The sequence below is a fragment of the Glutamicibacter soli genome (genome assembly GCF_003309065.1).
GTDB lineage: Bacteria > Actinomycetota > Actinomycetes > Actinomycetales > Micrococcaceae > Glutamicibacter > Glutamicibacter soli.
Genome location: NZ_POAF01000007.1, coordinates 176,162 through 196,291, shown reverse-complemented (window position 1 = coordinate 196,291; position 20,130 = coordinate 176,162). Strand labels below are relative to the sequence as shown.

The 20,130-nt window shown below is 67.1% G+C and carries 18 protein-coding genes; 13 read left to right on the top strand and 5 right to left on the bottom strand.

From position 1 onward, the window contains the following. The first annotated feature begins 44 nt into the window (after positions 1-44). Positions 45-635, top strand: a complete 591-nt coding sequence (locus tag C1H84_RS14870; protein ID WP_113607832.1) for a MarR family winged helix-turn-helix transcriptional regulator — start codon at positions 45-47, stop codon at positions 633-635. On the opposite strand, the gene C1H84_RS14865 is transcribed toward C1H84_RS14870, so the two are convergent. Beyond that, positions 632-2,110, bottom strand: coding sequence for an SDR family oxidoreductase (locus C1H84_RS14865; protein ID WP_047118855.1), 1,479 nt, complete (start codon positions 2,108-2,110; stop codon positions 632-634). The two genes, C1H84_RS14870 and C1H84_RS14865, sit on opposite strands and share 4 nt — an antisense overlap. Further along, on the bottom strand, positions 2,107-2,919 hold the full coding sequence (locus C1H84_RS14860) for a tryptophan-rich sensory protein (protein WP_113607831.1): 813 nt from the start codon (positions 2,917-2,919) through the stop codon (positions 2,107-2,109). Before C1H84_RS14860 ends, C1H84_RS14865 begins: the two co-directional genes overlap by 4 nt. A 111-nt stretch (positions 2,920-3,030) precedes the next feature. Between C1H84_RS14860 and C1H84_RS14855 the strand changes: the two genes are divergently transcribed. The 8 genes from C1H84_RS14855 (at position 3,031) to idi (ending at position 9,346) form a co-directional block, all read left to right on the top strand. Beyond that, positions 3,031-3,537 (top strand): MarR family winged helix-turn-helix transcriptional regulator, encoded by a 507-nt coding sequence (locus tag C1H84_RS14855; RefSeq protein ID WP_053797870.1) that lies wholly within the window; start codon positions 3,031-3,033, stop codon positions 3,535-3,537. Between the two features lie 7 nt (positions 3,538-3,544). Beyond that, entirely contained in the window at positions 3,545-4,639 is a 1,095-nt protein-coding gene (locus tag C1H84_RS14850; protein WP_113607830.1) for a polyprenyl synthetase family protein, read from the top strand. A gap of 2 nt (positions 4,640-4,641) precedes the next feature. Then, entirely contained in the window at positions 4,642-5,619 is a 978-nt protein-coding gene (locus C1H84_RS18325; protein WP_082344708.1) for a phytoene/squalene synthase family protein, read from the top strand. Continuing rightward, complete coding sequence (gene crtI, locus C1H84_RS18320) at positions 5,609-7,207, top strand: phytoene desaturase family protein (RefSeq protein WP_181728161.1); 1,599 nt, start codon at positions 5,609-5,611, stop codon at positions 7,205-7,207. Before C1H84_RS18325 ends, crtI begins: the two co-directional genes overlap by 11 nt. Beyond that, positions 7,204-7,551, top strand: a complete 348-nt coding sequence (locus tag C1H84_RS14840; protein ID WP_113607829.1) for a lycopene cyclase domain-containing protein — start codon at positions 7,204-7,206, stop codon at positions 7,549-7,551. The genes crtI and C1H84_RS14840 overlap by 4 nt, the downstream gene beginning before the upstream one ends. After that, the gene (locus C1H84_RS14835; protein WP_113607828.1) at positions 7,541-7,888 is read left to right on the top strand and encodes a lycopene cyclase domain-containing protein; all 348 of its coding nucleotides are present in this window, start codon (positions 7,541-7,543) and stop codon (positions 7,886-7,888) included. The genes C1H84_RS14840 and C1H84_RS14835 overlap by 11 nt, the downstream gene beginning before the upstream one ends. Further along, on the top strand, positions 7,885-8,745 hold the full coding sequence (locus C1H84_RS14830; protein WP_113607827.1) for a prenyltransferase: 861 nt from the start codon (positions 7,885-7,887) through the stop codon (positions 8,743-8,745). The genes C1H84_RS14835 and C1H84_RS14830 overlap by 4 nt, the downstream gene beginning before the upstream one ends. Before the next feature lie 79 nt (positions 8,746-8,824). Further along, the gene (gene idi / locus C1H84_RS14825; protein WP_047118861.1) at positions 8,825-9,346 is read left to right on the top strand and encodes an isopentenyl-diphosphate Delta-isomerase; all 522 of its coding nucleotides are present in this window, start codon (positions 8,825-8,827) and stop codon (positions 9,344-9,346) included. 82 nt (positions 9,347-9,428) lie between these two features. On the opposite strand, the gene C1H84_RS14820 is transcribed toward idi, so the two are convergent. Both C1H84_RS14820 and C1H84_RS14815 read right to left on the bottom strand, forming a co-directional pair. Beyond that, positions 9,429-9,716, bottom strand: coding sequence for a hypothetical protein (locus C1H84_RS14820; protein ID WP_113607826.1), 288 nt, complete (start codon positions 9,714-9,716; stop codon positions 9,429-9,431). Positions 9,717-9,909: 193 nt separating this feature from the next. After that, positions 9,910-11,421 carry a putative bifunctional diguanylate cyclase/phosphodiesterase gene (locus C1H84_RS14815; RefSeq protein WP_047118863.1) on the bottom strand — a complete coding sequence of 504 codons (1,512 nt, stop codon included), beginning with the start codon at positions 11,419-11,421 and terminating at the stop codon, positions 9,910-9,912. A gap of 274 nt (positions 11,422-11,695) precedes the next feature. On the opposite strand from C1H84_RS14815, the gene C1H84_RS14810 reads away from it, so the two are divergent. Genes C1H84_RS14810 through C1H84_RS14800 form a run of 3 tightly spaced genes read left to right on the top strand, consistent with a single transcriptional unit; the run spans position 11,696 to position 17,215 of the window. Then, entirely contained in the window at positions 11,696-13,603 is a 1,908-nt protein-coding gene (locus C1H84_RS14810) for a cellulose biosynthesis cyclic di-GMP-binding regulatory protein BcsB (RefSeq protein WP_113607825.1), read from the top strand. Further along, the gene (locus tag C1H84_RS14805) at positions 13,593-15,296 is read left to right on the top strand and encodes a hypothetical protein (RefSeq protein WP_113607824.1); all 1,704 of its coding nucleotides are present in this window, start codon (positions 13,593-13,595) and stop codon (positions 15,294-15,296) included. Before C1H84_RS14810 ends, C1H84_RS14805 begins: the two co-directional genes overlap by 11 nt. Continuing rightward, entirely contained in the window at positions 15,293-17,215 is a 1,923-nt protein-coding gene (locus tag C1H84_RS14800) for a glycosyltransferase (protein WP_113607823.1), read from the top strand. Before C1H84_RS14805 ends, C1H84_RS14800 begins: the two co-directional genes overlap by 4 nt. Before the next feature lie 103 nt (positions 17,216-17,318). Here C1H84_RS14800 and C1H84_RS14795 read toward each other — a convergent pair whose 3' ends face one another. Further along, positions 17,319-17,780, bottom strand: coding sequence for a hypothetical protein (locus C1H84_RS14795; RefSeq protein WP_053797881.1), 462 nt, complete (start codon positions 17,778-17,780; stop codon positions 17,319-17,321). A 511-nt stretch (positions 17,781-18,291) separates the two neighbouring features. Between C1H84_RS14795 and ilvD the strand changes: the two genes are divergently transcribed. Then, positions 18,292-19,995, top strand: coding sequence for a dihydroxy-acid dehydratase (ilvD, locus tag C1H84_RS14790; RefSeq protein WP_053797882.1), 1,704 nt, complete (start codon positions 18,292-18,294; stop codon positions 19,993-19,995). The last annotated feature ends 135 nt before the right edge of the window (positions 19,996-20,130 follow it).

The window sequence follows — 20,130 nt, the reverse complement described above, 5'->3', positions numbered from 1 at the left end:
CCGAATAGGAGACTGCGCGGGAAATGAATTGGATAGGGGGAACGGTGAACGAGCGAAAGCTGCCCACGATGTATGGTCTGGCGGAATCCGACCCGGACCAGAACCTGATCAAGCGCGAGGGAGTGAGCCCGGAAGCCTTGGAGCAGATCGACCGCATCATGGCCGAGATGGGACGCATGCGCCAGCTTGAACGCCAAATCATGCGCAATTCCCAGAGCTTCATGAAGCTCAATGAGACCGACATGCGCGCCCTGCGCATGCTGATTTCCGCCAAGCACGCCGGCACCGCAGTCACCCCCGGCCAGCTCGCCCGCTATCTGGGTATTTCCAGCGCATCGGTCACCAAGATGATCGACCGGCTGATCGAGGGCGAGCATGTCGCACGCCGCCCGCATCCCACCGACCGCCGCTCTTGGTGCATCGAAGTCACCGGGCCGACGCACCTGATGGCCCGCCAGCAGGTGGGGCGCCACCATGCGCAGCGGTTCGAGGTGGCTCGGGAGTTCACCGACGCCGAGCGCGAGGTGATTATCAGGTTCCTCGCCCGGACCTCGGATGCCATGGAGGACAGCATGAACGGCGCGCAAACCGCTCTCGATGATCAGGGCAAGGAACCTGAAGCCGGTCAATCCTAGGGGCTCGTTCCCTCGGCCTGCTGCACGATGCTCTTGAGCATGCCGGAGAAGATGAATGCGTGGAACGGGCTCACCGACCACCAGTAGGCCCGCCCGGCCAGCCCGCGGGGCACGAAGATCGCCCGCTGGGTGACCTGGACCCGCTCGCCGGGCCGCTGCTCCAGGCGGAATTCAAGCCAGGCCTGGCCTGGAACCCGCATTTCCGCGCGCAGCCGCAGCAGTTGGTTGCGTTCCAGCGCTTCGACGCGCCACCAGTCGACGACATCTCCCAAGGCCAGGGTGCTGCGCGAGCGGCGCCCGCGCAATAGGCCCACCCCGCCGCTGAGCTTGTCCATCAGCCCGCGGATCCGCCACAGGCTCGGGAACACGAAATAGCCTGATTCCCCGCCGATGCGTCCGATGACCTGGTAGAGGTCTGCGGGATCAGCCTGTGTTTCCATGGTCCGCTGGTCGATGTAGATCTTGCGTCCGGCCCACTGCGGATCCGAGGGCAGCGGCTCGGCCGGCGCCGAGACCGGATGCGCGGTGGCCCAGCTGGTCTCCACCGAATCGGAGGCGATCTTCTCCAGGGCCAGGCGCACCGCGTCCGGGTAGTCGGTCAGTCCGCCCTCGGGTGGGGGGATCAGCTGATCGATGCGGTGCGAACCCATGACGCAGTCGTGCTGCAGCGAGCCGACCAGTGCGGTGGCCAGGGTGTGCGGCAGGGGAGTGACCAGGTTGACCCAGTGCGACGCCAGCTGCGGGGTGAGCACCGGCAAGGCCCAGATCCTCGGCTCGCGCAGCCCCGCCACCTTGGCGTAGATGCGCATGAGGTCCGCGTAGCTGTAGGCGCGCGGCCCGCCGATGTCGAAGGTGTCGTTCACCGGAGTGTCCAGCTCGGCGCAGGCAGCCAGATAGTGCAGGGTGTCGCGCACCGCGATCGGCTGCACCCGGTTTTTCACCCAGCGCGGGGCCGGCATCACCGGGAGCACGTCGCTCAGGTGTCGGATCATCTCGAAGCTTGCCGAGCCTGACCCGATCACCAGCCCCGCCTGCAGGATCAAGGTATGAAGCCCGTCCGGATCCGGGTTCCTGTCCTGGAGCACCTCGCCCACCCGCACCCGGGATGCGAGATGCTCGCTCAGTTCGCCCTCCGGGTGCAATCCGGAGAGGTAGATCAGCTGGGCCACGGATTCTTTCCTGGCGCAATCGGCCATGGTTTGCGCGCAGCGTTCCTCGTCGGACATGAAGTTTTTGGTGCCGGACATTGAATGCACCAGGTAGTAGACGGTGTGGGCCCCGCGGCAGAATTCGGCCACCGCGTTGGCATCCTGCAGGCTGCCCTCGACCACCTCGACCTGGTCCCGCCACGGCACATCGCGCAGCCGCTGGGCGTCGCGGGCCAGCACCCGGACGCGGTGTCCTCGGCGCAGCAGCAGCGGAACCAGCCGTCCGCCGATGTAGCCGGTGGCTCCGGTGACGGCTATCAGCTTCACGGCAGGCTCCGTTCCTTGCGGGCGCGCACCGCGACGGCGAGCGCCGCCAGCAGCGCCAGGCCGGCGATGGCCAGTGCCGAGATGCCGACGAGCGTGGATTCATTGGTTCCCGACAACCGGCTGGCCCCGATCCATGCCAAGCCCCAGGCGATCGCCGCCGCGGGAGCCAGCTGGCCCCGGGTGTAGCCGGTCAGCGCCACTGCGATGGCGGCGGCCACGATCAGCAGGATGATTGCGGCCGCAACGGGCCAGGAGGCGTTGGCGCCGACTCCCAGCGAAGAAAGCCACGCGGCGGTGTTCGCCAGGCTGGCCACGCAGACCCAGCCCAGGTACACGCCGAAGGTGATCCACATGATCCAGTGCTCGGTCCGCGTCGCGCTGCCGTAGGTGCGCAGGAGCATGGCGACCCAGACCAGCGACGCCAGCAGGATGAAGATGACTGCGACGCTCACGGCGAGCCATCCGGCCTGGGCGGTCAGGATCCAAGCCGCGTTCAGCAGGGCCGACAGCGAGGCCGGGCCGCGCAGCCGGTGCAGGGTTTCGGATCGGGTGCCGGCGGGCGTGAATTGGTATACCGCGAAGACGGCAAGGCCTGCATAGACCAGGGACCAGATGGAGAAGGCGGGGCCGGCCGGCGCCAGCAGGGTGGCATCCGCGCTGAGGTATCCGCCAGCGGCGTTCTGGATGGGGGTGCCGCCGGCGGCGCCGCTGCCCAGGAATGATCCGTAGATGGCCAGCGCAATGGCGAGCGCGGTGCCTATTTGGGCCGCCAGGACTGGCCGGCGGGGGACTGCTATCGACTGCTGCATGATCCATCTCCTTGGGTGTCAGCTGAGAAACTTTCCGGGAAGAGTCGACAAATCCGAATACTTAAACCATGATGTATCTAGACAGGCTAAATATCAACCAAGTGAGATACCATGCCAGAGAATTCACAAGTTCCGCCCGACCCTCAGGTCTCCACCGGGGACCTCTTCCGGCTGGTCCAGCAACTGTGCCTGTCCTACGACCTGGCTCAAAATCGTTACCGTTCCCAGCTTGAGCTCAACGATTCCGACCTGCGGGCACTGAACCTGCTGCGGACGGTGGATCCGGTGAGCCCCGGGACCCTGGGGCGCTACCTGGGCCTTTCCTCGGCCGGCTCAACCACCGTGCTTGACCGGCTTGAATCGCGCGGGTTCGTCTCCCGGCATGCGCATGGCGCAGACCGCCGCCGAACCGTGATCGGGCCCGGGGCCAACTATCCGCACTGTACAGGTCCGGGGTTGGCGTTGCTGCGCAATCTGCATAGACTCTGTGAACAGCTCGACGAGCCCGGCCGCGTCCGGGTTGCCGACTTGCTGAGGCAGGCCAGCGAAGAGCTTGCCGCATCCTCCCTGCCGGCCGCCGGGCCGGCACCGACGCAGACCGATGAACCAGCGAAGTAGGGACACCATGACCACACATGCAGACCGCACGGACACCCAGCCGGTGCAGCGCAGCGTCGCCTTCGCCGATGACGCGACGCTGGCGGAAATCTCCGGCCATCTAGGACACCTCACCGCATCGGCTCGCCAGCGGACCGCTAACTACTCGCGGCACGGGGCGCAGCTCTGGGACCAGCTGGGCGAGCGGCTGGCTACCGGCAAGCTGGCCAGACCCGGCCTGGTGATGCTCGGCTACGAGGCTTTCGGCGGGCGCAACCGCCGCCGGGCGCTGGACCTGGCCTGCGCGTTCGAGCTGCTGCACAACGCGCTGATCATCCACGACGACATCATCGACCGCGACTTCCTGCGCCGCGGGGCGCCGACCATCTCCGCGGTCTACCGCGACGAGGCGTCCGGCTACGGGCGCAGCCGCACCGATGCCGAGCACGTGGGCAACAGCGCCGCGCTGATCGCCGGAGACCTTCTGCTGACCGAAGCCATCAAGGTCGCGGCCCGGGCCGCTGCGGGGCTGGACAACGAGGAGCAGGTCGAAGCCTGCTTCTTCCAGGCCATCGAGCAGGCCGGCGCGGGGGAGCTGGAAGACTTGCTCTACTCGCTGCATCCGCACCCGGCCACCACGGCCGATGTGCTGCACATGGAGGAGCTGAAAACCGCCGCCTACTCCTTCCAGCTGCCGCTGCAGGCTGGAGCGCTGCTGGCCGGGGCCGATGCGCTGCAGGCGCAGCTGCTCGGAGCCATCGGTTCCAAGCTGGGGGTCGCCTACCAGGTGATCGACGACGTGCTGGGCACCTTCGGCGATCCGCAGGATACCGGCAAGCCCGTCGATTCGGACCTGCGCGAATTCAAGAGCACGATCCTGCTTTCGCTGGCTGCGGAGAATCCCGGTTTCGCGGTGCTGCTGCAGGAATTCCGCGCCGGCAACGTCGCAGCGCAAGAGGTGCGCCAGGCGCTGGCCGAGCAGGACGCGGAGGCCTTCGCCCGCCAGCTGGCCCGCCAGCTGTGCACTTCAGCCACCCGTTCGGCGGCCTTTTTGCGCCTGCCCGAAGACGCCCAATACCGGCTGCACCACTGCACCCGGCTGATCTTGGAAAGGAGCTGGTGAGCATGGCCGCGGCCCGACCCACCGCCCTGCAGACCTACTCCCGCACCGCGGCCCGCAGCGCCCGGCTGGTGCTGGGGGAGTACTCCACCTCCTTCTCGCTGGCCTGCCGGATGCTGGATGCCGCCAGCGCCGCGCATATCGCGAACATCTACGCCCTGGTCCGCCTCGCCGACGAGGTGGTGGACGGCGTCGCCAGCCAGGCCGGCCTGAACCCGCAGGCGGTGGGCGACTGCCTGGACGAGCTGCAGGCGCAGACGGCCCTGGCCCTGCAGCGCGGCTACAGCACGAATCTGGTGGTGCACGCCTTCGCGCTCACCGCCCGCGAGACCGGCATCACCGAAAGGCTCACCGACCCGTTTTTCGCCTCGATGCGCGCGGATCTGAGTGTGCACCGGCACAGCGAGCAGAGCCTGCGCGAATACATCTACGGCTCCGCCGAGGTGGTCGGGCTGATGTGCCTGCAGGTGTTCCGGGCCATGCCCTCGGCCCCGGCTGAGACGCCCGCGCAGGCGCAGCTGGCCGAGCGTGCCGCGCGCAGCCTGGGCGCCGCCTTCCAGAAGGTGAACTTCCTGCGCGACCTGGCCACCGACAGCCGGCAGCTGGAGCGCGTGTACTTCCCGGGCATCGATCCCGAGCACTTCACCGAAGCGCGCAAGCGGGAGCTGGTGGCGGACATCGAGACGGACCTGGCCCATGCCCGCGCCGGGCTGCCCTACCTGGCGCCGGCCGCGGCCCGCGCGGTGCGCATGGCCCACGACCTGTTCGCCCGGCTGAACCGCCAGCTGGACAAGGCCCCGGCAGAGCAGCTGCTCACCGCGCGCATCTCGGTCTCCGCACCACGCAAGGCGCTGATCGCCGCCCGCGTGCTCGCCACGGGGCACCGCTGGCGCGCCCCCGACCCCGGCCCCAATCCCGGGCCCGCCGGGCAAGCCCCGCACGTGGCGCAGCTTCCGCTGAGCGGGGGACCGCATGCAGCCTGAACCCAAGCACGTCGTGGTCATCGGCGCCGGATTCTCCGGCCTGGCCAGCGCCGGCCTGCTCGCCGCGCGCGGCCACCAGGTCACCGTGCTCGAACAGCACGAGCACGTGGGCGGGCGCTCCGGGCGCCTGGAACGCGAGGGCTTCCGCTTCGACACCGGACCGTCCTGGTACCTGATGCCCGAGGTTTTCGAGCACTGGTTCGCCCTGATGGGAAGCAGCGTGCAGGAGCAATTGCAGCTGCGCCGGCTGCCGGTGGGCTACCGCACCTTCTTCGAGCACGACGCCGAACCGGTGGACGTGGGCACCGGCCAGGCGGCGCGCGAGCTGTTCGAGCAGCTGGAACCCGGCAGCGGCGCGAAACTGGACACCTACCTGGCGCGCGCCGCGACCGGCTACCAGCTGGCCTTGGAGCACTTCCTCTACGACGACTTCCACCACCCGCGGGGCCTGCTGCGCCCGGGCATCCTCAAGCACCTGCCGCAGCTGCTTCCGCTGCTGGCCGGCAGCCTGCACGGGCACATCGCCCGGCGCTTCGGCAGCACACCCGCCCGCCAGATCCTGGGCTACCCGGCGGTGTTCCTGGGATCCAGCCCGCGGCGCACCCCGGCGCTCTACCAGCTGATGAGCCACCTGGACCTGAGCCAGGGGGTGCAGTACCCGCTGGGCGGGTTCGCCGCCGTGGCCGACGCGATGGCCGGCCTGGCCCGCAGCCACGGGGCACGCATCGAGCTCGGCGCCACGGCCACCGGGATCGACACCGGCCAGAATCGTGATGGACACAAGCCTGCGGTGCGCGCGGTGCGCTGGATCGACGCCGAAGGCCGGGAACAGCACACGACGGCCGACGTGGTGATCGGGGCCGCCGACGCCCGCCACCTGGATTCCACGCTGCTGCCGCAGCAGCTGCACACCCACACGGCCAAGCGCTTCGAATCCCTGGACCCGGGCCCCAGCGCGGTGCTTCTCTGCTTGGGAATCACCGGCACGCTGCCGCAGCTGGAACACCACAACCTGCTGTTCACCAAGGACTGGGACGACAACTTCGCCCGCATCCGCGAAGGCCAACCGCTGCGCGGGGAAACCAGCATCTACGTGTGCAAACCCAGCGCCACCGACCCCGGCGTCGCGCCGGCCGGATGCGAAAACGTGTTCATTCTGGTTCCTGCCCCGGCCGCGGCCGCCTGGGGAACCGGCGGACCCGACGGGCAGGGGGACCCGGCCGTGGAGCAGGTCGCGGACGCAGCCATCGACCAGCTGTCGCGCTGGGCGAAGATCCCGGACCTGCGCGAGCGGATCATCGTGCGCCAGAGCATCGGCCCCGAGGATTTCGCACAGCAGTACGGCGCCTACCGGGGCGGAGCCCTGGGCTTGGCGCACACCCTGCGCCAAAGCGCCATGTTCCGCCCGTCCAACCGCAGCTCCACCGTCGACGGGCTCTACTATGCGGGCAGCACCGTCCGCCCCGGCGTCGGGGTGCCCATGTGCCTGATCAGCGGCGAGCTGGCGGCCAAGGCCGTCGAGGGGATCAGCGCCCCGGGCGCGCTGGACCCGGCAGGCTTCGCGACCCGGGACAGGACGGCCCCATGATCTACCTGCTCATTCTGATCGCCCTGCTGGGTTGCATGCTGCTGTGCGACGCGAAGGGCAAACTGTTCATCTTCCGCCACCCATTGCGCGCGGTGATCGCCCTGGCCGCAGGCACCGGCTTCTTCGTCCTGTGGGACGTGCTGGCCATCGAGCGGGGCATCTTCCTGCACCGCGAGTCCGAGCTGATGACCGGGCTGATGGTGGGGGACCAGTTCCCGCTGGAAGAAGTCTTTTTCCTGCTGTTCCTGTGCTATTCATCGATGATCGTGGTCACCGGCTGGCCGGTGGCCACCACCTGGCTGCGCCGCACACTGCAGCGGAAGGGAGCGGAGAATGTTTCTTGAACTCAGCCTCTGGTTCACCGCCGCCGCAGCGCTAACACTGGCCGCCGCCCTGCTGGTCCGCCGGATCCCGTTGCGCCGGGTCGCGGGCCAGCTGGGAGCGGCGCTGGCCATCATGGTGGTGCTGACCGCCATCTTCGACAACCTCATGATCTACGCCGGGCTCTTCGACTACGGCCAGCACACGCTGACCGGCGTGCGCATCGGCCTGGCGCCGATCGAGGATTTCTTCTACCCGGCGTGCGCGGTGCTGTTCGTCTCCGGGCTCTGGTGGCTTCTCTCAGCCGCCCCGCGCGACCAGGACACGAGACCGGAACCCACTGCGAGGAGCGCACGATGATCAAGGAACTGCTGCTCACCTCCCGCCCGATCTCCTGGGTGAACACCGCCTACCCCTTCGCGGCCGCCTACCTGCTGGCCGGCGGCGGAATCGACTGGAAATTCGTGGTCGGCACGCTGTTCTTCCTGATTCCCTACAACCTGCTGATGTACGGGGTCAACGACGTGTTCGACTACGAATCGGACCTGCGCAACCCGCGCAAGGGCGGTGTCGAGGGCGCGCTGCTCGCGAAGGAATCGCACACGGCGGTGCTGCGCTGGTGCCTGCTGGCCACCGCGCCCTTCGTGCTGGTGCTGGCGCTCGCCGGGACGGCTGCTTCGAACCTGGTGCTGCTGGTGTCGTTGGCCGCGGTGCTCGCCTACAGCGCGCCGAAGCTGCGTTTCAAGGAACGCCCGGGCCTGGACTCGGTGACCAGCGCGGTGCACTTCGTCTCCCCGGCGGTGTACGGCTGGGTGCTGGCCGGCACCGCCCTGGGCGCCGCGCAGTGGCTCGTCTTCACCGCCTTCCTGTTGTGGGGCATCGCCAGCCACGCGCTGGGGGCCATCCAGGACATCATCCCGGACCGCGAAGCCGGGCTGGGATCCATCGCCACCGTCAGCTCGGCAAGGACCACGCTCTACCTGGTGCTCGGCGCGTACCTGACGGCGGGCATCCTGCTGTTCGCCTCGCTGGACGGGCTGCCCGCGCTGACCGGCTTGCTGGCCATTCCCTATGTGCTTAATGTCCTGCCCCACCTGGGTGTCACGGATGAGACCTCGGGGAGCGCCAACAAGGCCTGGAAGCGGTTCCTGTGGATCAACTACGTCTGCGGGTTCCTGCTGACCATGCTGATCATCGCGGTGCTGAGTTTTGGGTGAGCTACGCGGCACCGCCGCTTACGGCAGCCCTGGCGAGCCCGGGCCCCGTGGCCGCGAAAGCTCGGGTACGGTTGAGATCATGGACGTAATCCTGCTTTCAGAGACCGGCGAACCCATCGGCACATGTCCCAAGGAACTTGTACACACTACCGACACGGCCCTGCACCAGGCGTTCTCCTGCCATGTTCTCAATACCGAGGGACAGGTGCTGGTCACCCGCAGGTCGCTGGACAAGAAAACCTGGCCCGGGGTCTGGACCAATTCCTTCTGCGGCCACCCGCAGCCCGGCGAGTCCTTCGAGGACGCCATCAGCCGCCACGCCCAACGCGAACTGGGCATGAAGATCAGCGGCCTGTCCGTGGTGCTGCCCGACTACCGCTACCGGGCGGTTGATGCCTCGGGCATCGTGGAAAACGAGATTTGCCCGGTGTTCACCGCGGTGATCGACTCGGAGCTGGCTCCGGCGCCCGATGAAGTCATGGACTACCACTGGGTGGATCCGCTGCAACTGGGCAGGGCCATGACCGCCACCCCCTGGGCGTTCAGCCCGTGGCTGGTCACGCAGGCCCCGGACATGGACCTCTACGGCCTTCGCGGCTGAACCGCCATTACTCCGCCGTGCTTGCAGCTGGCCCCGGACACGACGTCCAGTCGTGTCCGGGGCCCAGCGGCGTTGCGGCGGCTCAGCGCTGGCCGAGGTACGCCAGCGCGGCGGCCCGTGCGGTGAAGTAGCGCGAGGTGATCGCGTCGTCCAGCTCGGGCAGGATGAAGCCGGCAAGCACCTCGTCCATCAGGCTCTCGCCCAGGAAGGCCAACCGTGTGGGTCGTGAATTGGAGGACAGGACCCCTGCGACCTCAGGGCAGACATTGCTCAGGCCCGAAACGTTGATCAGCACCCGCGCTGGACGGCTGCCCGAATGATGCTGCAGGCTCTGCACCAGACGCGCGGTGTCGTCTGCGCCGAGGCTCATGCCAGGGCTGAAGGTGACTTCGAGAAGTTTTCCCGGTAAGCGCGTGATGCTCCACGCCCGCGCGGATGTACCGGTCGCTCCGGCCATTGATGATTGATTCATAGATCCCCATATGCTCAGTGTGAACGGGGCCCCGCCGGGTGCCGCGAGTGCGAGTCAGGCCACCGGGGGATTGCTCCCGCATATGCCCAGTCTACCCACGCTCAGGAGGGAGCGAAGCACGTTTCGCCGAGGCGCCGACGTGGTAGCCCTGCGCTGTGCCCACTCCCAGTGCCCGCAGCGCCTGCGCCTGCTGGTCGGTGCGCACCGCCACGGCAATGCAATCCAGTGCCAGGGCATCAGCCATGGCCACGATCGCGCGCAGCACCTCGTGCTTGACCCGATCCGTCTCGATGCCATTGGTCAGGGACTTATCGAGCTTGATGCCGCCCAACGGCAGTCTCGCGAGATAGCCGAAGGACGAGTATCCGGCACCGAACTTGTCGAGATACACCTGGATGCCCAGCTCCCTGAGCTTGCGCATGGTGCGCAATTCCGCGCCGTCTTCCGAGATGAAATGCCCCTCGGTGACCTCCAGGACCAGGTTCGCGGCGGGCATTTGCAGTGCGGCCAGCTCCTCGCCCAGTTGCGCGGCGAACGCATCCTCCCGCAAGGCGATGTGGTTGATATTCAGATGCAGGCGGCAGTCCGCGGAAATTTCCCCGCTGCGGCGCCACGAGGAGAAATCGTCCAGTGAATTGCGCACCATGCGGTGGCGCACCGCCGGCAGCAACCCGGACTGCTTCGCCAGAGGTACAAAGATCTCAGGCGGGATCAGGCCTTTCTCCGGATGATCCCACCGGGCACGGGCTTTATACGCCAGGACGCGTGAGGTTTCAAGATCGACGATCGGCAGGTAGTCCGCGTAAATCTCCTCGGTGCGCACCGCACTGCGCAAGTCCGCGATCAGCCGGGACTTGGTGACGCGCTCAACGAGCATGTGCTGCGCGAAACGCTGGACCTTGTCGGTTTTGGAACGTTTGGCCTCGTACATGGCGGTGTCGGCCTGCTGCATCCATTGCTCGGCATCCAATGACGCATCCGCCTGGGCGTAGCCGATGCTCACCCCGGGATTGATGACGATTGACTCCAGAACCATCGGCTGGTTCAGCTCGGCCAGCAGCCGTGCGGCAAAGCCCGGGGCATCGGAGGAGTCCAGATGCACCAGCAGCGCGAATTCGTCCCCGCCCAGGCGCGCCGCGACATCGGTGTCGCGCACGATGCGCCGCAGACGGGTGGTGATCTCCTGCAGGACCAGGTCGCCCAGATGGTGGCCGTGGGTGTCGTTGATGAGCTTGAAGGAATCGAGGTCCAGCACGAACAAAGCGCTGGCAGGCTCACCGCGAGACACCTCGGCAAGCTGGGAATCAAGATGCCGGCCCAGCTCCGCCCGGTTGGCCAGCCCGGTCAGCGGATCGCTGTAGGCCAGGATCCGCAGCTGCTCTCCGGCCGATTCGAGCTGGGCGGTGCGCCGGACCACCTGTTCGTCGAGCCGGCCATAGAGTTCGGACAGCCGCGCGGACATGGCGTTGAACCCCACGATAATCGCATCGATGCCGTCGCGCCGGCTGCTGGGTTCCAGAAACGTCCTGAAATCCCCGGTAGCGGTGCGAAGGATTGCGTCGATGAGCTCTTTGATCCTCGGGTCATCGGCCGACTCATGCACAGGTGCGTCCCTTCATTGTCCGGCTTGTGTCCAAGCCAACTAGAGTTCTAGCACATTATTTTTTGTTTTTGCCCATAACGGTCAGTAGTTTTAGAGTGCGGAGTTTGACAGGCCGGTCCGGAAAAGGTTCCGGCGGCAGCCACGACGTGCACACTGCTCTGGGGATTGCAGCACGCTGGATCGGGATTGCCGGGTCTTTCTAGGTGGGGTACCGCAGCTGTCTGTGTCCTAGCCACCGGTCTCGAAAGTTTCGGGCCCGGCCCTTTGGAGAAATGTGAACCGAAAAATCCTGGTCCCTGTCCTCGGCTCCGCGCTCATGCTGAGCCTGCTGCCTTCGGCACCTGCGCTGGCCGATGAATCCGTGAAGGTCAGCCAGCCGGCCTCCACCAGCGACACCGGAGCTTGGGCAACCGTTACGGTGCCCGTGGCACAGGGGCTGAAGCCTGCGTCGATCAAGGGCCGGGTCTCGACCACGGCCACGGACGGGCAGCTGCAGCTGCGCGTCGGCAAGGACATCATCAAGACCCTGCCGGTCGCCCAGTCCGGCGCATTCGACCTGCCGCTGAACGCGAAGCACGCGGCGGAGAACGGCACCTTGGATGTCGCGGTCCGCTGGCTTCCCGAGTCCCGGGAAGGCCGCTGCCTGAGCGTCGAACCGCAGCAGGTTGAGCTCTCCCAGGTACAGCTTCAGGCTGCGGGCGAGGCCAAGGCCCCTGAATCGGTGGCGCAGTTTTTTGCAAGCTCGCCCGGCTCGGTGTCCATCCAGGGTGAAGGCGAAGCCTCGCAGGCTGCGCTGAGCGCGGTCCCCGCTCTGGCCGCTGCCTTCCCGTCCGCCGATATCTCCTGGAATGCCGCGGATGCGGATTACACCGTCGCCTTCGAGCTCGCAGAGCAGGGCATGAAGCTTGCCCTGGATCGCGCCGGAACCACCTTGCGGATCAGCGGGACCGCGGAGCAGCTGGCAGAGCTCGACACCGTGATCCGCAGCCGGGCACTCACCCTGGCGGTCGGCCGCCACGTAGACGCCGAGGCAGCGCCGGTCCAGGGCGAGCGCTGGACCCCGGCGGAGGTGATGAGCTTCGCGGATCTCGGCGCCACCGCACCGAAGCTGGAGGGCTACGGCCAATCCTCGCTGTACATCGGAGTGGACGAGGCCCAGCTCGGTTCAAGCCTAGACGGAGCCCAGGTGCATCTGTCCGGGACGCACAGCGCCATCCCGGAGAATACCGAAGCGGCCCTGAACGTGTATTGGAACGACCAGCTGGTCGATTCCTTCGTGCTGGATCAGAGCACCGCGCTCAACGCGGACATCCAGATCCCGCAGTCGCTGGTCACCTCGCGCAACGGCTTGCGCCTCCAGCTGGATGCCGCGGCGCAGGGCGCAAACTGCGCCATCGCCGGCACTTTGCCGGTCCAGGTGCATCTGGATGGTAGCGCCAGCACCGTGACCCCGCAGTACGGCGCGGGCCGCGCCGCGGGATTCGAGATGCTGCCGCAGCAAACCGCAGGCGAAGTGGGCCTCGCCCTGGGTGCCGGGACTTCCGCGGAGACGGCAAATGCGCTCGCCACCAGCCTGCTGGCCTCGTTGCAACAGGCCAGCGCCGTGCCGTTGCACGTGCAGAACCTTGCCATCGAGGATGTGGCCGGCTCGCCGCTGAGCACCGTGGTGGTGGGAGGCGATGCGCAGCTTGCCGATGAGCTCGGCGCGCCGTTGCGCCTGGAACGTTTCCGCACCATCGAATCCTCCGTGCTCTCCGCGGGGGTGGGCACCGAGGAGCCGTACGCCGCGCTGCAGGCCTTCGAGGATTCGGGTCGCGCCGTGCTGCTGGCCGGCGGCTGGTCGCCAGACGGAACAGCCACCGATGCGCTGTATCACGATCTAGCCGACCGGGTGGCGCCAGCCGCCGGCGGCTGGTCTTCGCTCTCGCGCAACCTGCTGGTCGCGCAGGAGGGCGCCGCGCCGGTCCTAGTGGAAAGCAATGCGTTGATCCCGCAGGATTCGCTCACCGACGACTACCGCCCCTACGCCTGGTGGGCGGCCGGCGGCGTCGCGGCCCTGGTCCTGGCCGGTCTGGCTGGCGCGTTCGCCTTGCGCAGGTCCAACCGCCGAGCCAAGGCGCAGGCGGCCGCGGAGGCGGCAGCCGGCGGCCCGCAGTCCGTACCCTCATCCAATGAGCGCTAGCACCGGCACGGCCCCGAAACAATCAATAGTTTCGCGGCTGCAGCGTGCCTGGCGGCTGCTGGGCGCCCCGCCGGAGGTGCGCAAGGTGCCCGGCTCCGTGCTGGTGGCGCTTGCCGCCGGGCTGCTCGGACTGGCGGCCAGCGCCGTCACCGTGCCCAGCGGCTGGGCCATGGCCTACTCCGACGCCCAGAGCCACCTGACCATCGCACGACGCGTGATCGACTCGATGGCTCCCGGCTTCGAACAGTTGGGCACCGTATGGCTGCCGGTGCCGCACCTGCTGCTGATCCCGCTGGTGGCGATCGACCCGCTCTTCCATACCGGGTGGGCCGCGGCCCTGCTGGGAAGCGCCGCCTTGTCCGGTACCGCCGCGGGACTCTACCGCATCGCGGCCCGTCTGGGCATCGGCCGTGCCGGCCGCCTGGCGATGCTGGTTCTGCTGCTGGCCAACCCCAGCGTGCTGTATCTCTACACCACGGCGCTGACCGAACCGGTGCTGCTGCTGTTCCTCGTCGCCGCGCTGTCCGGATTGAGCCGCTGGGCGCTGGCGCCGCGCAGGATGAGCGCCGGGGAGCTGGCGGTCTTCGCCGGAATTCCCACCGCGGCGGCCATGCTCTCGCGCTACGAAGGATGGATGCTGGCGCTGACCGGCACCATTTTCGTGTGCGTGGTGACCCTGCGACGTACCCGTTCGCTCCAGCAGATGATCATCATGGCCGCCGGATACGCATGGATTCCCGCGCTGGCGGTGTGCTGGTGGCTGGCCTACAACTGGGGGATCTACGGGGACCCGTTGGAATTCATGTTCGGCCCCTACTCGGCCAGCGCCCAGCAGTCCTCCATCAGCAGCAGCGGCCTGCTGCCCACCAAGGGCAATTTGGGGCTGACCCTGCTCACGTTCCATTCCTCGGTGTTGGGCACCGCCGGAGTGCTGCTGCTCGTGCTCGCCGGTGCGGGCCTGCTGGTCGCCGCCTACCGGTGGCGCCTGCAAACGCCGGGGCTGGTGCTCTGGCTGACCTCCAGCGCCTATGTCTTCGCGGTGGTGAGCATGTACTTGGGCCAGACCGCGATCAACAACGCGCATTCGCTGCCCAGCACCTGGTGGAACAACCGCTTCGCCATGACCGCCATGCCGTTTTTCCTGCTGGCGGCGGCGCTGGCAGTGGACGCCGCCGGGCAGTGGCTCACGTGGAAGGACAACTGGCGACTTCAGGCGCGGCAGGTGCTGCGCGCGGGCGCGGCGGCCGGGCTCGGCGCGGCAGTGCTGCTGCAGCTTGGCTGGTGGATTGCCGGTCCCGTCGATCGCGCGCCGGTGCTGGCCGAGGCCGCCATGAGCGCCGGCTCCACCCGGTATTCCACCGAGGCGGCGCAGTGGCTGGCGCAGAACTACGACGGCGGCGGGCTGCTGCTTGATGAAAGCGCCCGAGGCAACGCGATCGTGCCGCTGCTGGGCATCGATATCTCGCAGATCTTCCTGCGCGCCTCCGGGGACAACTTCACCCAGGCCCTGGACAACCCGGCGGCGCATGCCCGCTGGGTGCTGCTGAATGTCGAAAAGGACGGGGCGCCGGTCAATTCAGGGCCGGTGGACCTGGTCGACCAGGCGTTCATCGCGCGGCCCTCTGCGCGGGCCAGCTACCGAACCGTCTACACCTCGCCCACGCACGCCGTGCTGCAAAGGATCGATCGATGAACTCCGCCTACAAGCCCTTGGGGCAGCTGCTGGTGGATCAGCATCTGGCAACCCAGTCCGACATCGACCGGGCCTTGGAAGACCAGCGCCGCGAAGGCGGACTGCTCGGCCGCCACCTGCTGCTGGCCGGGGCCGTGCAACGCCGCGACATGTACGCCGCGCTCGCCGGACAGTGGGGCACCACGCTGGTTGACCTGGTCGAAGATCCGCCGCAACCGGATCTGCTGGCGGAACTCGACCATGAATGGGCATTGTCTTCGGCCTGGCTGCCCTACCGGCGGCAGGATGACGGGCGGATCACGATCGCTACCTGCACTGCGCCGACCCCTGCCGTCCTGGCGGAAGCCCGGCAACTTCTCGGCGCGCCGGTGGATGTCGTGGCGACGACCGACTGGGACATCCAGCAGGCGCTCCAGGCGAGCTTCCGCCGGGAAATGCTATATGACGCGGCGGACCGGCTGTCCGTGGACGATCCCGCCCAGTCAGCGAAAGTCGCATTGACAATTTGGCAAATGGTCCTTCCCGCGATCCTGCTGGCGGTGTTCATCGCCGGACTCGTGGTGGACTTCCGCCGGACGATGATCGTGGTCCTCTTCGCGGCGAACATCAGCTTTGCCACAAGCATCCTGTTTAAGACGGTTGCCAGCATCAATGCCCCGATCCAGCGCGCCCGCCGCCGGCTGGCCGCGCGCAGGCTCGGGCTGTGGCGGAAGCGCTACGGGGTCAAGGCACCGAGCACGGATCGCATCCCCGACGACGAACTGCCGATCTACACCATCCTGATCCCCGCGTTCCACGAGGCGAACATCATCGCCAAGCTGCTGGAGAACATCGGCGCGCTGGACTACCCGAAATCCAAGCTGGAAGTGCTGCTGTTGCTGGAAGAAGACGACCAGGAAACCATCGCCGCGGCCAAGGCGGCGGCCCCGCCGAGCAATGTGCGCATCCTGGTGGTCCCGCGCGGGGTGCCGCAGACCAAGCCCCGTGCCTGCAACTACGGATTGGCGATGGCCAATGGAGAGTTCGTGGTGATCTATGATGCGGAGGACCGGCCGGAACCGGACCAGCTTCGCAAGGCGATCGATGCGTTCCGCGAAGACGAGCGGATCAGGTCGCAGGTTGACGGCACCGTGCGCCCGCTCGTGTGCGTGCAGGCGGCGCTGAACTATTTCAACGCGGAGCACAACGTGCTCACCAAGATGTTCGCGGTCGAGTATTCGCATTGGTTTGATTCCATGCTTCCCGGCCTTGAAGGCACGGGGATTCCGCTGCCTCTGGGCGGCACGTCCAACCACTTCCGTGCGCGCCAGCTGCGTGAATTGGGCGGCTGGGATCCGTGGAACGTGACCGAGGACGCCGATTTGGGGCTTCGCGCCAGCGTGCGCGGCTTCCGGGTGGGCATCATCAATTCGACCACTTGGGAGGAGGCCTGTTCGAAGGTCCCGGCGTGGATCAGGCAGCGCACCCGGTGGATCAAGGGCTACATGGTGACCGCGGCGGTCAACATGCGCCGCCCGCTGCGTTTCGCCAAACGCACCGGGCTGGGCGGCGCCGTCGGCATGATCGGGTTGATTGCCGGAACCCCGCTGGCGTTCTTGGCGTATCCGCTGGTGCTTGGTTTCACCATCGTGACCTACATCGGCGTGCAGTTCATCGGCCTGGATCTTCCCCAAGGCCTGCTTGCCCTGGGCTGGGGCACCATGATCTTCGGCAACGCCATGATGATTGTGGTCTCCGGTATCGTCGCGTGGCGACGCTACGGTGCGCGGGTGGCGGCCTTCGCGCTGCTGAACCCCGCTTATTGGGTCTTGCATTCCATCGCGGCATGGCGCGCGGCCTACCAAATGGTCCGTACCCCGCACGTGTGGGAGAAGACCCCGCATGGACTGGATGAAGAGGACGAGTTCCTGGCCAGCTGAGCAGCCGCGGTGCGCAACAGCCCCGGCATCCTGCCCCCTTTGGGGTGCGGGATGCCGGGGCAGTGGCGTCGGGGTTGTTCTTTCCAGGCCTAGGTGCGGGCTGTTAAACGAAGTTCTCGGTGCCCTCGATGGTGTTCATGAAGTGGTCCATGAAATCCGCGAAGTCCTTGGCATCGTCTTCCTGGTCGATGACCGCCGACAGCGAGACGGCGTCATCGAGCTGCAGATCGATGCCCGGGTGCAGCGGGATGGAGAATCGGAATACCCGTCCGGTGGAGGTCGCTACCTCGTACTCGCCGTCATTGAGCAGGGCGAGCTGGTTGACGTTGGTGTTGTTGATCGTGATGGCGTCTTCGGAAGCGGTGAGATCGCTGGAGTTGACCGGCGCGAGGACCAGTTCGGCCGGCTGCCGGCGATAGCCGATGACTTTGAGCCCTCCGGAGCCGGCGATGCCGGTTCCGGCCACCAGGTTGTAGCTGGCGAAATTCGGGATCTGCGAGTCGAAGACATGGTGCAGGCGGGTCTTGACTTGCTCGGTCGGGTTCTCGGCTGGGCTGGTGTCCATGTATCTCACTCTACTAAGTAATACCTACAGGCCGGTGAGTCAGCGGGCTGGCCACATGGAATTCTCAGGTGAACGACACCAGATCAGCGGTTAGTGGCCCGAGCGCACCGAGAATATTTCGTGCCGTTGCGCTCCGCTTGCCGTAGCACCGAGGGGCCCTGCCTACGTGTCTACAGGTGGTGTACCGGGCGCACGCAAGGCAGCGGTGGCGATGGGGCGGCACGACGTTGAGCTTGTCCCATCGGACCGGAATAGAGTGCCACGGCCCATGAATCCTTCACCGGGAACAGGGAGGCAGGAGGGGTTGGAGGGCGGGGAGGGGGAAGTGCGTCAGCATTTTCCGCTTGCCGGCCGGGCATGCGTGCCACCGCAACAAGACCAGGAGAAGCGGCGTACCTTCCCGGAGTGCAGCGTTTTGGACAATCTGATCAGTGCTTTCGGCAACCTATTTGTGTCATGTGCGCGTCATGGGTTGCCCAAGTGGTCATATTGACTCCTAGAATGATGTTTTATGAGCCATGACTCCAGCCCGGACATCAAGCCGCGGTCGCGTGCAGTGACCGACGGCATCCACGCTGCTCCGTCGCGCGGCATGCTGCGCGCGGTCGGCATGGGGGATGAGGACTTCGCCAAACCGCAGATCGGCATCGCCAGTTCGTGGAACGAAATCACCCCGTGCAACCTTTCGCTGAACCGCCTGGCGCAGGGCGCCAAGGAAGGCGTCCACGCCAGCGGCGGGTTCCCGATGCAGTTCGGCACCATCTCCGTTTCCGACGGCATCTCCATGGGCCACGAGGGAATGCACTTCTCCCTGGTTTCCCGCGAGGTCATCGCCGACTCGGTGGAAACCGTGATGATGGCCGAACGCCTCGACGGTTCGGTCCTGCTGGCCGGCTGCGACAAGTCGCTGCCCGGCATGCTGATGGCCGCCGCCCGGCTAAACCTTTCGGCGGTCTTCCTCTACGCCGGCTCCATCATGCCCGGCTGGGTGAAGCTGGAGGACGGCACGGAAAAGGACGTCACCCTGATCGACGCCTTCGAGGCGGTGGGCGCCTGCGCCGCCGGCAAGATGAGCGAGACCGACCTCGAGCGCATCGAGAAGGCCATCTGCCCCGGTGAAGGCGCCTGCGGCGGCATGTACACGGCCAACACCATGGCCTCCATCGGCGAGGCGCTGGGCATGAGCCTTCCGGGTTCCGCCGCCCCGCCCTCGGCCGACCGCCGTCGCGACATGTTCGCCCGGCGTTCCGGCGAGGCCGTGGTCCAGATGCTGCGCCAGGGCATCCGCGCCCGCGACATCATGACCAAGCAGGCCTTCGAGAACGCCATCGCGGTGCTCATGGCCTTCGGCGGCTCGACCAACGCGGTGCTGCACCTATTGGCCATCGCCCGCGAGGCGGGGGTGGATCTGCAGCTGTCGGACTTCAACCGCATCGGCGACAAGGTGCCGCACCTGGCGGACCTGAAGCCTTTCGGCCGCTACGTCATGAACGACCTGGACCGCATCGGCGGCGTCCCGGTGGTCATGAAGGCGCTGCTGGATGCGGGGCTGCTGCACGGTGACTGCCTGACAGTCACCGGCAGGACCGTGGCGGAAAACCTCGCGGACATCGCCCCGCCGGATCCGGACGGGAAGATCCTGCGCGCCATGCAGGACCCGATCCACCAAACCGGCGGCATCGCGATCCTGCACGGGACGCTGGCCCCGGAGGGGGCCGTGGTGAAGTCCGCTGGCTTCGACGCGGATGTCTTCGAGGGCACCGCCCGCGTCTTCGAGCGCGAGCAGGGCGCCCTGGATGCGCTGGACCGCGGCGAGCTGCAGGCCGGGGACGTGGTGGTGATCCGCTACGAGGGGCCCAAGGGCGGGCCGGGCATGCGCGAAATGCTCGCCATCACCGGCGCCATCAAGGGCGCGGGCCTGGGCAAGGACGTCTTGCTGCTGACCGACGGCCGGTTCTCCGGAGGCACTACGGGCCTGTGCATCGGGCACGTGGCTCCGGAGGCCGTGGACGGGGGACCGATTGCGTTCGTGAAGGACGGGGATCGGATCCGCGTGGACATGCAGGCGCGCAGCTTCGACCTGCTGGTCGACGAGGCGGAACTCGAAGCCCGCAAGGTCGGCTGGGAGCCGCTGCCCGCCAAGTTCACCTCCGGCGTGCTGGCCAAGTACGCCAAGCTGGTGAAGTCGGCCTCCACAGGCGCCTATTGCGGCTAGCAGCCGCGGGGAAAATCAGAAGTTTGTCCGCGGGTGGGCGTGTCATGCGTCCACCCAATGGACATTCGTCTCATATAATGAGATGGCACGGGGTGCGAGTTGATCTTTACCACTAGGTAAAGAAAGATTAGACAC